The 11,969-nt window shown below is 75.0% G+C and carries 7 protein-coding genes; 3 read left to right on the top strand and 4 right to left on the bottom strand.

Annotation, left to right across the window (positions count from 1 at the left end; all coding sequences use genetic code 11):
- Positions 1 to 234 precede the first annotated feature (234 nt).
- From DDJ31_RS39840 to DDJ31_RS04875, 3 genes are all read left to right on the top strand, one after another.
- Positions 235 to 1,104 (top strand): type VII secretion system-associated protein, encoded by an 870-nt coding sequence (locus DDJ31_RS39840; protein ID WP_346656293.1) that lies wholly within the window; start codon positions 235 to 237, stop codon positions 1,102 to 1,104.
- Positions 1,105 to 1,317: 213 nt separating this feature from the next.
- The gene (locus DDJ31_RS04880) at positions 1,318 to 5,256 is read left to right on the top strand and encodes a hypothetical protein (RefSeq protein WP_127181520.1); all 3,939 of its coding nucleotides are present in this window, start codon (positions 1,318 to 1,320) and stop codon (positions 5,254 to 5,256) included.
- An 87-nt stretch (positions 5,257 to 5,343) separates the two neighbouring features.
- On the top strand, positions 5,344 to 6,624 hold the full coding sequence (locus DDJ31_RS04875; RefSeq protein ID WP_164785043.1) for an RICIN domain-containing protein: 1,281 nt from the start codon (positions 5,344 to 5,346) through the stop codon (positions 6,622 to 6,624).
- Positions 6,625 to 6,743: 119 nt separating this feature from the next.
- Here the strand turns inward: DDJ31_RS04875 and DDJ31_RS04870 are convergent, their stop codons facing one another.
- From DDJ31_RS04870 to DDJ31_RS04855, 4 genes are all read right to left on the bottom strand, one after another.
- Positions 6,744 to 7,814 (bottom strand): hypothetical protein, encoded by a 1,071-nt coding sequence (locus DDJ31_RS04870; RefSeq protein WP_127181522.1) that lies wholly within the window; start codon positions 7,812 to 7,814, stop codon positions 6,744 to 6,746.
- Between the two features lie 115 nt (positions 7,815 to 7,929).
- Positions 7,930 to 9,216, bottom strand: a complete 1,287-nt coding sequence (locus tag DDJ31_RS04865) for a TRAP transporter large permease subunit (RefSeq protein ID WP_127181523.1) — start codon at positions 9,214 to 9,216, stop codon at positions 7,930 to 7,932.
- A gap of 2 nt (positions 9,217 to 9,218) precedes the next feature.
- Complete coding sequence (locus tag DDJ31_RS04860) at positions 9,219 to 9,794, bottom strand: hypothetical protein (protein ID WP_240678276.1); 576 nt, start codon at positions 9,792 to 9,794, stop codon at positions 9,219 to 9,221.
- Positions 9,791 to 11,920, bottom strand: a complete 2,130-nt coding sequence (locus DDJ31_RS04855; RefSeq protein ID WP_127181525.1) for a hydantoinase/oxoprolinase family protein — start codon at positions 11,918 to 11,920, stop codon at positions 9,791 to 9,793. Before DDJ31_RS04855 ends, DDJ31_RS04860 begins: the two co-directional genes overlap by 4 nt.
- Positions 11,921 to 11,969: the final 49 nt, after the last annotated feature.

Here is an 11,969-nt window from a genome sequence, read left to right as displayed (position 1 = left end):
TCTCCGCGATCGGCCGCCCGAGGTCCCTGAGCCGTCCTGCCCCGGCTCCCGTGCCCCGGCGGCCCCGCGCGCCCGGGCGAGCGGGGCACGGGCGGACCGGACGCGCCGTGGCGTCCGCCGGCCCCAGGGCGCACGGCGGGTCGGCGGCCCGCGGGGAACGTACGCCGCCCCGACCACCCCGAGCACTCCCCACCGTCAGCACCGTCAGCCACCGGCCAAGTGAGCGAGGACAGCATGAGCGACAACGGCGCGTTGGCCGCGGTCCACCCGACCGAAACGGACGAGCCGTCGGACGACACCACGGAGACCGGACCGACCGGTGCGGACGACGGGATGCCGCGCCCGCCACGGGAGTTCGTCGAGGCGGCCAGGCTCGCGCCCGAGCACTGGCTCTATCTCACCGACCCCGCCTGGCAGGGCGAGGGCGCGCCCCCGGACTGGGCCGTGGTCGGCCAGTGGCGCTCCGACGCCGACGGCGAGATCGTCGAGTGGCAGGACAACGAGAACTACCAGCCGTCCCCCGAGGCGCTCGGCTGGCCCGAGCCCGCGGACGACGTGGACGCCGCCATCCAGCTCGCCACCACCGGCTACGGCCCGGCGGAGGACGTCGCCGCGGCCCTGGTCCGCGCGGAGGTCGCCGTCCTGGTCACGGCGAGCGGCGAGCCGGTCAGCGCGTCGGCGCCGGACGGCACCCCGGTCGTCCCGATCTTCACCTCGCCCCCCTATCTGCACGCGGCCGGCCGCCTCGGCTTCGAACGGGTCCGGGTCCCGGCCCTCCTGGCGAGGCTGCCGGAAGGCCACAGCCTCTCCATCAACAGCTCGGCCCCGATCAGCATGGTGATGACCACGGACGGCCTCGCGGACCTCACGGCAGCGGCGGCGGAACTGGACGGGGAACCGGAACGGGACGGACCCTTTGACTGGTCCGAGGGGCCTGAGGGGCCTGAGGGGCCTGAGCGGGCTGAGGGGAATGAGCGGCCTGAGCGGGCTGAGGGGTCTCAGAGGCTTGAGCGGCTCGGCACGTCCGATCCGGCCGGCGCGTCCGACCCGGCCGACCTGTCCGACCCGTCCGGCGCGTCCGATCCGTCCGGCGTGAGCCGGTGATCGGGGACGCCGCGCGGAGTGGGGACCTCGGGCGGTGCGGGCTCGGAAAGGGCGCCGTGACCTGCCCGCCATCTTCACTCCGTACACTCCAAGTGCTCTGGTACGACACGTCACTTCCGCCCCCCTGACCGGGCCGGACCAGTGACCGCGTGATGAGAGAGATCCCGAGCGGGTGTGTCGCGCCGGCCGGGTCGTGTGCGAAGGAGAGACGACGTGAGCCGTACCGGTGGTGGCCGGTCATGGTTGTTCGGCGGCCGGGACAAGGCGGCGCGCGGGTCCGAGCGGCCCGCCGAACCCACCGCCCCACCGGAGGACCCGGGCACCCCTGAACCGGGTTCAGGCCCGCCGCTGCTCACCGAGGAGTACGGCTCCCTCGTGCTGCTGCGCGCCGCGCACGACACCGCCATCAGCGAGACCGCCGTCCACGAACTCGCCGACCTGCTGGGCGCGGAGCCGGGCGTCACCACCGTCGTCACCGGCGCCGTGGGCCAGGACAACGCGCCCGCCGAGGAGTTCTGGCAGCGCCTCAGCGAGGTCTTCGACACCCTGACCGAGGCGGGCACCCGCACCGTACGGCTCGTGATGTCCGGCGCGGGACTCGAACGACCCGAAAGGCCCTCGGTGGCCCGGCGGGTGGCCGACGCCTGGAAGCTGGAGGTGATCGCCCCGGACGGCGAGGTCCAGATCGTCCCCGGCGGCTCCCTCTTCGTCCGCCCCGAACCGCCCCGCGTCCGCGGCTGGTGGGGCTTCTCGCCCGGCGCCCGCCCGGTGGCCCTGGGCAGCCGCCAGCCGTCACCCGCCTGGCAGCACGGCGTCGAGCAGGTGCCCGAGCGCACCGCGGGCGGCTGCGTCGTCCACCAGATCCCGGCGGGACTGCTGGCACGCTCCCCGTACGCGACCGAACCCCAACGCGGCGACCTCTGCTACTCGGTACCGGTCGACCCGCGCGGCCCGACCGTCCTGGTCGGCGTCCCCGAGGGCGGCGACCTCTCCGCGGCGGACGTCGGCGAGGTGCTCAGCGCACTGCCCGCGGCCCTCCACTCCCGGGTGCGGCTCGCCCCCGGCAGCCCCCGGGACATCCTGCGCACCGGCCAGTCCGCGGCGGAACTCCTCGGCAACGACGTCGTGGTGTACACCGGCATGCCGCTGCTCACGCCCAGCGCCCCCATGGAACGCGCCAGCGCACGGGCCGTGCTCGTCGGCGCGGACGGTACGCCGAGGTGGCGGCCCTTCGTGGACGCCGTGGTGTGCGCCCCGGCCCGCGAGGGCGAACCCGCGCCCGCGCCCCGGCTGCTCCGCTGGACCGTCCCGGTACCGGGACGCGGCGACCCCGAACCGGGCGTGGTGCGGCTCTCCGAGCGGTGGCGGGCCACGGTGACACGTGCCGGGCTCTGGATCACCGGCGAGGAGGAGAGGAACACCGGGCCGACGCCGCCGCCCCCGACCACCCGCGAGGTGGACGCCGAGGGCCCGGCCATCGAGGTGGGCCGACCGGGCGAGGCACTCGACGCCTCCCTCTGGCCCGAACTCTCCAGGCTCCTGTCAGGACTTGGCTCGGACCTCGGCCGACGCGCCCGCCTGTATGTCCACGGCACGGCGACGGACGGCGGCCGCGCGCTGCGCGCCCTCGCGGCCCAACACGGCGTCCGCACCGTCCGCTTCGCCCCGCGCCCGGCACCGGCCGCCGGACACGGAGGGGCACCCGCGACGAGGCCGGGCGAGGCGCCCGGGGCTCCGAACACGGCTGGTGCGACGCCGGGTTCGCACCCGAACACCGGCCCGCGGACGGCGAACGTGGCTGCTCCGGCGCCGGGTTCGCGGCCGGTCGGTTCCGGGGGACCGTCGAATCCTGGTGCTCCGGTGCCGGGTTCGCGGCTGCCTGGCGCTGCCGCGTCGACGGCGAACCCCGCCGGTTCGGTGCCAGGTTCGCGTCCGGTCGGTTCCGGGGGACCGTCGAACCCTGGTGCTCCGGTGCCGGGTTCGCCCTTGCCCGGGGCCGCGTCGCCACCCAACCCTGGTGGTTTCGCGCCGGGTTCGCGTCCGGTCGGTGCCGGGCCGACCCCGAACCCGGCCGGTTCGGTGCCGGGTTCGCGTCCGGCTGGTGCCGCGCCGATGTCATCCACGGTCGGTGCGAGCCTCGCGCCGCGTCCGGCGGGCGTTCCATCGACGTCGGGACCGGCTGCCGTGGTACCGCCCGCCCACCCGGGCGGCGCCGTGCCCCGGACGCCGGGTCCCCGTCCCGCGACCTCCGCCGCGCCCGCGACGCCGGGCACGCCGCCGCCGGCGTCCAGTGAGCCGAGCACGTCGAACGCCCCTGGTACGCCGGGTCAGTCGGGTGCGACGGCCGCGTCGGCGCCGACTCCCGGGCCGACTGCCGGGCCGACCGCTTCCGTCGTTCCGGCGACGCACAGTGGTGAGACCGGACGTCAGCAGGCGCCCGGCCTCCCGGTGGCGTCCGAACAGCCAACGCCCACGCCGACTGCTGCGCCCGCACCCACGCCCCAGGCCGAGTCCGCCGACCCGGTGGCCGACCCGGTGCGCGACCCGGCGCCGGACGCGCCCGCTCCCGTTCCGCCGCCCGCCCCGGTCCGGCCGCCGATGATGAGCATGTCCTCGGGGCCGGTCCCGGTCGCCCCTCAGACCCAGCGCGTCGAGCCGCCCGGGGAGCCGGGGCAGGACGCGGGACCCGGCACGCCCCCCGCCGAGGTGCCCGGCGCCGGGCAGGACGGGCTCTCCGCCCCCGCCCGGAACCCCGCGGGCGACGGCACCTCGGAGTCCGGGCAGGACACCGGCGCGCGGTCCGAGCCGGTGCCGGCGGGTGACCGCGCGGCCGAGGACCGGCACGAGCAGCCGCCGTCCCCGACACGAGTCACCACCCCTGAAGCCCGCCCCGGCACGCCCTTGGCACCGGCCCCCGGCAAGGCTCCCGGCGAGGCCCCGAACGCGGCACCCGAACCGGCCGCCACCCCCGACACCACGGACGTGACCCCCAGCCCACAGGCCCCCGCCGCCCCACAGGCCCCGGCCCCCGAGCGGCCCGTCGCGCCCGCGCGGCTCGCCGCGTTGCTCGACCGGCTCAGGGACGACGACGAGCCGGTCCGCGCGGAGCCGTCGCGTGACGCGTCCGCCCCGCACCGCGTCGCGGGCCCGGACCGCCCCGTCACCCCGCCCGTCGCGGAGGACCCGGCACCGCCCCGCGCCATGCCCACGGCCTCCGCCGCTCCCACGCCCACGCCCACGCCCGCCACCTCCACCGTCCCCCTGACCTCAGAGACCCCGACCCGACCGCCGGCCCCCGCCGCCCCCGCAGCCCCCTCCGTCCTTTCGGCACCCGCCGTTCCGGCGATCCCGCTCCCACCGCTGTTCCCTGCCCCCTTCCGGCCGGGACACGTGAGCACCCAGGCCGAACGGCAGGCCTTCCGGGTGCTCGCGGAGGCCGCCTGGGACCGGCACGGCACCGCCGTCAGCCGGACCCTGACGCGGCTGCCCGCGCTGCGCGGGCAGGAGCAGGAGGCGGCCCGCGCCGACCTGATCGCGCTCCACCTCTATCTGCACGCCCCCGAGGGCCCGTTCAGCCCCGAAGCGCTGGCCAGGGGACTGTACGAGGGGGAGGAGCGGCTGCTGCCGTACGCCGCCTGTGTGACCTCCGGGCTGCGTCGGATGCCGTCGTACCGCGGAGTCGCGTTCCGCGGTGCCGACGGCCCGGACGGCGGCCTTCTCAGACCCGGTGTGCTGCTGCGTGACCCTGCCCCCGTCTGCGTGCTGCCGCTCGGCGCGGGCGTACCGAGGCCGGGTGGCGCGCAGTACGCCGTGTGGTCGGTGACCGGACGCCGGGTGCGTCAGCTCGCCGACCGGCCCGGTGCGGGAAAGGACCGGGACGAGGTGGTGCTCCCGCCCGGCACCCTGCTGAGGGTGCTCGACGTGCGCCAGGAGGGCGGCGCGCCGCTCACCCTGCTGCGCGAGGTGCCCCTCAACGGGCCGGGGATTCCGGCCCGTCACGGCGGTGCGGAACTCGACGCCGACGACCGCACGGCGCTCGCCCGTCTGGACGAGGCGCTGCGCGGCCACCCCGTGGCGCCGGGCCGGGCCGACTGGCCCCGGCTGTGCGCGGGTTCGTTGGAGCGGGCTGCGGGCCGACCGCCGTTCGACTGATCGATCTGGCCCGACAGAAGTGGAGATTTGATGCCACCACAGGAGAAGAGAGGGCCTACGGGGCCGGTGGTGCGCCGTGCCGTCACGATGCGTGGCACGGCCGCCGAGCCGGACGCCCAGGTGCTGCGGCCGCGCACCGCTGAGGAAGAGGTCGTCGCGCCGACGCGTGAGCCGGCCTCCTCCGGCGACGCGGCTGCGCACGGCGAGGTCGGAGGGCCGACCGCGGTGGTGGCCCCGCCGTCCTCGCCGCGCGGGGAAGCGGACTCGGCCGAGGCCGGCCCGGCCGAGCCGACCGCCCCCGCGGCCCCTGCCGCTTCCGCGATCCCCGTCGCCTCCGGGGCTGACGCCGACTCCGCGGCGGAGCCGGCGTCCGCCGCGAAGAACGCGGGCGACACGGGCGACCTGGGCGCGGGCGCCGTCGGCGCCCTCGGCGCGAGCGAGGGCGGGAGTCCGCCCGGCGCGTCGAGGGGGGAGACCGCGAGCGGTGGGGACGAACCACCCTCGGGCCGTCCCACGAAGGCGCTGCTGGCCGCGGCGGGTATCGGGGGCGCGCTGCTGATAGCGGTGCCGTTCCTCGTCATGGGCACCCACCACGGCGACAGGACCGAGCCCGCCGCGCTTGCGGAGAAGGCGTCGGCCCGGACCCTCCAGAAGGACGAGGAGCCGGTCCGGCCGGGGGAGTACGCCCCCAAGTCGCCGCCCGCCGAGGCCCCGAGCGCGAAGACCGAGGCGCCCAAGGAGAAGAGGCCGACGCCGCTGAGCCCGACGCCGACGGCCGAGGCGACGGCGGAGGTCAAGGAGAAGAAGGAGGAGAGCGGGAAGGACGGGAAGGAGGAGAAGAAGGAGCAGAAGGCGCAGAAGGCGGAGCAGAAGAAGGCCGTCGCCGCGCCCAACTACGCCAACATGAAGGGCGTTCTGCTCAGGAACATCTCGTCGACGTTGTGCGCGGACATCCCGTACTACGACAAGGGCAAGGTCAACGGCCCGGTCAACCAGTTCTACTGCGACAACACCGACAAGGACAACCAGCTCTGGGACTTCGAGGTGAGGTACAAGGGTCAGGGCCCCCGGTCCACCGACCTCTTCCAGATCAGGAACCGCAAGGACGGTCTCTGCATCGATCTGCCGAACTACGGTGGCCAGCCCGCCGGTACGCGGATCTCGGAGTTCCACTGCAACGGCACCACGGGCGACAACCAGCTCTGGTGGCTGGAGTCCCGTGGTGACAAGTCGTTCTGGATCCACAACTACGCCAGCAACCACCAGTGCCTCGAGGTGGTGAGCGGCCCGGAGATCAAGCCCGTCAACGCGCGACTCGACATCCAGCCGTGCCACGGCGGCAACGACTTCGAGTGGACCCTCTGGTGACAGGCCGTTCCGGCTGAACGACACCGGGCCCCCTGCCCTCCGTCCGGAGGGCAGGGGGCCCGGCGCTTGCCGCTCGCCGCGCCGGCGGCCGGCCGGTCTCCAGGGGGCCGGCGGCGCCGTCAGCCGCGGGCCATCGCGATGGAGCCCGCCAGCCGTTCGCCCGCCTCGTAGATCATGTACGGGACGCCGCCGTCGGTGCCGAACGACGGGGAGGCGGACCTGCCGTTCTCCGGCGCCGTGCTCCGGGAGTCGTAGAAGACACCGAGGTGGGACCGCTTGCTGAAGTCGTTGCCCACCTCCGTGATCATCAGGTCGCCGCCGCTGCTCTTGTCCTTGTTGTAGACCACGTAGGTGCTGTTGTTGCGGTAGACCAGGTGCGGCCCGCCGATGTTGACGGCGCCGACGTCGGAGTGGCGCACCAACGGCTGCTGGTCGAAGGTCCAGTTGCGGCCGTCCGCCGACCAACCCCAGCAGATGTCACGGTGGTTGGTGGTGTTGTTCAGCATGAACACCATCACGTAGTGCGCGCCCCGGGCGGGCAGTTCGTGCGGGAACACCCGGGCGTAGGACGTCTCGGTGCTGCCCGCCGGGAGCATCGACGTCGTCAGGACGACCTTGTCGTAGGTGAAGTTGATGCCGTCCTTGGAGCGGGCGAGCCGGGTGGTGGTGTTCTCGCCGTGGAAGTACAGCCACATCTCCTTGGCGCTCTCGTTCCACATCACATGGGGGGAGGCGACATGGCTCACGGAGTAGTGCGGCGACCAGACGTTGGCGACCAGCGGGTTGGCGGGGTACTCGGTGAACGGGCCCTCCAAGGAGTCGCCGTAGGCCAGGCAGATGCCGCCGGGCGCGTCGTGCGGCCCGTAGTAGAGGTAGTAGCGGCCCAGCGGGTTCGCTATCCGCCCCGCGGTGCCGCGGATGCAGGGGAAGATGATCTCGCCGGTCGGGTTGTACTTCAGCTTGGACGGCGTCAACAGGGTGCGGACGTAGCGGTAGTCGGGGAATCCGCCGGGGGCGGCGGCGGCCTGGACGGCGTCCGCCGCGGGCCCGGCGGCACCGGCGGGCGCGGTGGCGGCACCCGGTGCGGCGGCCTGGGCGGCGGGCGCGGTGGCACCGCCGATCGCGAGGGCGGCGCCCGAGGCGGCGGTGGCTCGCAGGAAGAGGCGTCGGTCGTAACGTGACTCGGTCATGGTCGGCTCCAGGGAAGTCGGAAGGCTGAGGAACTCCGTGGGCGGGTGGGACAGTCGGCGAAATCCGGGCACGGCGACGGGTGTTGCGGACCGAGGGACGCCGGCGCGGTCCCGGTCAGAGATACGTCGCGGCCGTGACGCACAGACCGCCGAGGGCGACCACCCACACGTACGGCAGGGTGCGCAGCATGACCTGCTGCGGTGAGACCCCCGCGTACTGGGCGGCCCAGACCGTCTGGGTGCTGGTCGGGTCGGCCACGCCGAAGACCTGGTTGTACGAGGTGGCCATGCCGAGCACGGCCGTCGCCGGGTAGATGCCGGTGGCGATGAGCACCCCGGCGATCCCGGCGCCTAGCCCGAAGACGTTCAGCGGCCCCCGGTACAGGCACAGCGGCACCAGCAGCGTGAAGACGACGACGAACAGCACGGCGTTGTGCGGGCTGACCGCCTTCATCAGGGGTTCGAGGGCGTCGACGGTGCCCGGCAGTTTCACCGCGGCCAGCAGGATGCCGATGGCGATGAACAGCGCGATCGGCGGCGCCGCGACCTCGAAGCCGCCGTACAGGGTGCGCAGCAGCCGCTTGTTCATCCCGCCTGGCCTGGTCGTGGTGACCAGCGCGTACAGGACGCCCGCCAACAGGGAGGGGATGATGGCGACTTCGAAGCCCAGGGCCAGGACCAGCGGCACCGCCGGGGTGAGCAGCGCGTACCAGGGCGCGTCCCCGAGGCGTTCCCTGCGCCCGGCCGAACGGGGCTTGTCCTGGAGGGACTTCAGGGACCAGGCGTGCTCCACGCCCCGGCGCCTCGACTCCACGACGACATAGAGGACCGCAGCGAGCAGCGCGAACGGGAACAGCTTCACCATGAACCCGCGGACGGTCGGCACGGGCAGTTCGAGCGCCGTGGAGAAGAACTGCCACACGGGCAGCTCGAAGGGGACGCCCACCGCGATGCCCATCAGGACGGTGCCGGCGGCGGTCACCTTGGGGATGCCGACGGCGATCATCGCGGGGATGCCGATGAGTCCGGCGAGCATCGCGGCCGGCGCCGAGCCGGTGACCGTGCCCACCAGGGCCGCCACGGCGAGCACCCCGAGGCCGACGACGACCGGCCGGTCCCCGCCGAACTCGACGATCTTGCGGACCAGGGTGCCCGCGATGCCGGTCTCCTCCAGGAGTTTGCCGAGCCAGGAACCGAGCACGATCGCGATCATCGTGGCGGCCAGGGCGGGGGCGCCCTGCTGGAGGACCGTGTCGAGGACGCTGTTCTCGCCCGTCAGCGGGGCACCGGCGACGAACGCGATGACCACGGCGAGCAGGACGAGCGCGAACGCGGTGGGGAGCCTGCGGGTGAGCATGGCGGCGACACCCGCGGCCATGACGAGAAGGATGACGACACCCATGGTCAGTTCTCTCTTCGGGGCGCGGTCACCGCGGCGGCGAGCGCGGCGGTGAGGAGCAGGGGGCTGCGGCCGAGACCGCAGACGGTCCGGGCGTGGGCGTGGGCGGCGATCTCCTCGGCCCCGGCGACATGGCCGAGGACCCGGAACCGTCCCGCCCGCAGGACGGTGTGCCCGAGCGCCTCCTTGAACGCGGCCCGCACGGGCGCGTCATGGAGCGCCTCGTGGGCCGCCTCGTGGGCGAGGGCGGCGGCCCGGACCGAGCCGGCCGGGTACCAGGAGCGCCAGCCGCGCGCGTCGATCAGGGCCTCGGCCCGCTCGATGGTGTCGGTGTACAGCTCGACGGTCGCGGGCCGCGAGCGGTAGCGGGCCAGCAGCAGCCGGTCGAGCCCGTCGTCCCGTTCGACGATCCGCGCCCGGCAGGGCCGCGCCGCGAGCGCGGCCCCGAACGCGTCGGCGGCCAGCGCCCAGTGGCGCAGCAGCCCGGGGTCGCGGCCCTCGTGGGTGGGGGTGCGGGCGAGGAGCCGCACGGCCAGGTCGACGTCGTCCACGGCGGCGTCGGCCGCGGGCGCGCCGGTCACGATCTGACCTCCACGACGGCGACCACGGGCTCGTCCGCCGCCCGGTCCCGCATCTCGCTGCGGGCCAGGGCGAGCAGCGGCTGCGGGTCGAGGACGCCGGACAGGTCGGCGATCCGGGAGCCGAGCAGCAGCCGCAGGGCGGGGGCGCGGACCCCGCCGTCGCCGTAGGAGGTGGCCTCCCGCACCAGGCGGGCGAGGAGTTCGGGGGCGGCGGCCACGGTGGTCGCCTCGACCCGCGCGTCGGGGGAGTGCAGCCGCACCACGCCGTCCGCGTCGACGACCCGCACCGGGTGGCGGGCGGAGCGCAGTCTGCGGCGCACCTCGGTGCCGTACACGGTGTGCGCGGGCGTGCCCGCCAGGATCTCGACGCGGGCGGCGTCGGTGCCCAGGCTGGCGGCGGCAGCGGCGAGCCGCTCACCGTCGTCGGCGCTGTGCGCGCGGTCCTGGGTGCGCAGTTCGGTGGCGCCGGTGGCGACCGCGCGGACGGTGCTGGTCTGCGGATCGACGGTCACCTCCACCTCGACGCCCTCGGGCGAGGCGCCCTGGGCGACGACGGCCCGCTCCGCCTCGCCGCGCACGGCGAGGATCTGCTCCTGGGTCGCGCCGGGCACGATCCGCTCGATCTGCTCCCTGACCAGGGCAAGCGCCACCCCGATCGGGCTGATGACCTCGCTGTGCCGGGCGATGCGGCCGGTCAGCCCGCTGACGGCGGCGAGGTGCGGGGTGACGGCGGCGGCCCCTCCGCCGCCTCCGACCAGGACGGCGGTGTCGGGGTCGAGCCGGTACTCCCGGACGAGGCCGTCGACGACAGCTTTGACCTGCGCGACACCGGCGTCGAGGACCCGTGCGGCGGCCGTCGGCACGTCGACGCCGAGGGCGGCGGCGAGCGGGGCGAGCGCGGCGCGCGCCACCTCGGGGTCGCAGCGCGCGAAGTCGCCCTCGGGGACCCGCCCGAGGGCGTTGGCCGCGCAGGTCAGGGTGAGGGCGTAGCGGCCGCCGGCGGCGTCCAGCACCACATGGTCGGCCGGGTCGCCCGGCAGCGGCTCGACGGTGTCGAGGGTGGCGTCCCGCAGGTCGTCGAGGTCGGCGAAGCAGGCGTAGGGCAGGCCCGCGATATGGGCGCTGCGCGGTCCGACGGCGGTGACGCGGCCCGCCGCCATCCGCACCATGGAGCCGCCGCCGACGCCGACGGTGCGCACGTCGAGCGCGCTCAGGTACGAGGTCTTCCCGAGCATGGTCGCGTGCCGGACCGCGACCTTGCCGCGGCGCACGACGCTGATGTCGGTGGAGGTGCCGCCGGTCTCCAGGAAGACGCCCTCGCTGATCCGCTCCTGCATGAGGGCGCCCGCGACCCCGGCGGCCGGTCCCGACAGCACGGTGAGCAGCGGGCGGCGGCGCATCTCGTCGAGGGACATGACACCGCCGTCGCAGCGCATCACCATCAGCGGCGCGGTGACCCCGGCCTTGGTGATGGAGGCGTCGACGAGGTCGGCGGTGGCGAGCATGCGGGGCAGGATGGCCGCGTTGACGACGGCGGTCCTGGTCCGCTTGTGGAGTCCGTAGAGCGAGGTGATCTCGTGGGCCGCGGTCATGGGCAGTCCGGCGGGGCGGGCGGCGTCCAGGACGGCCTTCTCGCCCTCGGGGCGGTCGACGGCGAACGGCTCGGTGGCGACGAGGACTTGGGCGCCGGCCTCCGTGAGATGTCCGACGGCGGACTGGACGGCGTCCGGGTCGTCGGGGTCGGCGACGTGCGCGTAGGCGAGCGGGAGCCTCTTGCCGGGGGCGAGGTCGAGCCGGCCGAGGGAGGCGAGCCTGCGGGTGAGGAGGGCGGCGGGCCCCGTGCCTATGCCGATGAGCCCGACGGTGGCCACGTCGCCCTCCAGCAGGGCGTTGGTAGCCTGGGTCGTGCCGTGCGCCAGGAACGCGACATCGGCGGGAGCGCGGCCGACCTCGGTGAGGAGCCGGTCGAGCGCCTGGACGATGCCGTGGGCGACGCCGTCCTCGTGATGGTGGCTGGTGGGGACTTTCACCTGTCCCAGCAGCCGCAGTGACGTGGCGTCCACGGCCACGGCGTCGGTGAAGGTTCCGCCCACGTCGATGCCGACGCGGATGCGGTGGGTGGTCATGTCAGGGCACCTCCTTGTGCTGTGTCGGTCGTGCGCGGGCGGTCGCCGG

This window comes from Streptomyces griseoviridis (genome assembly GCF_005222485.1).
Taxonomy (GTDB): domain Bacteria; phylum Actinomycetota; class Actinomycetes; order Streptomycetales; family Streptomycetaceae; genus Streptomyces; species Streptomyces hintoniae.
The sequence above is the reverse complement of the archived record's forward strand: the minus strand, read 5'-3'. Positions and strand labels throughout refer to the sequence as shown.

Bases quoted from the DNA above. Each gene is read 5' to 3' on its own strand.
- DDJ31_RS04875 (WP_164785043.1), top strand. From the start codon at position 5,344: ATGCGTGGCACGGCCGCCGAGCCGGACGCCCAGGTGCTGCGGCCGCGC.
- DDJ31_RS39840 (WP_346656293.1), top strand. From the start codon at position 235: ATGAGCGACAACGGCGCGTTGGCCGCGGTCCACCCGACCGAAACGGAC.
- DDJ31_RS04870 (WP_127181522.1), bottom strand. From the start codon at position 7,814: ATGACCGAGTCACGTTACGACCGACGCCTCTTCCTGCGAGCCACCGCC.
- DDJ31_RS04865 (WP_127181523.1), bottom strand. From the start codon at position 9,216: ATGGGTGTCGTCATCCTTCTCGTCATGGCCGCGGGTGTCGCCGCCATG.
- DDJ31_RS04855 (WP_127181525.1), bottom strand. From the start codon at position 11,920: ATGACCACCCACCGCATCCGCGTCGGCATCGACGTGGGCGGAACCTTC.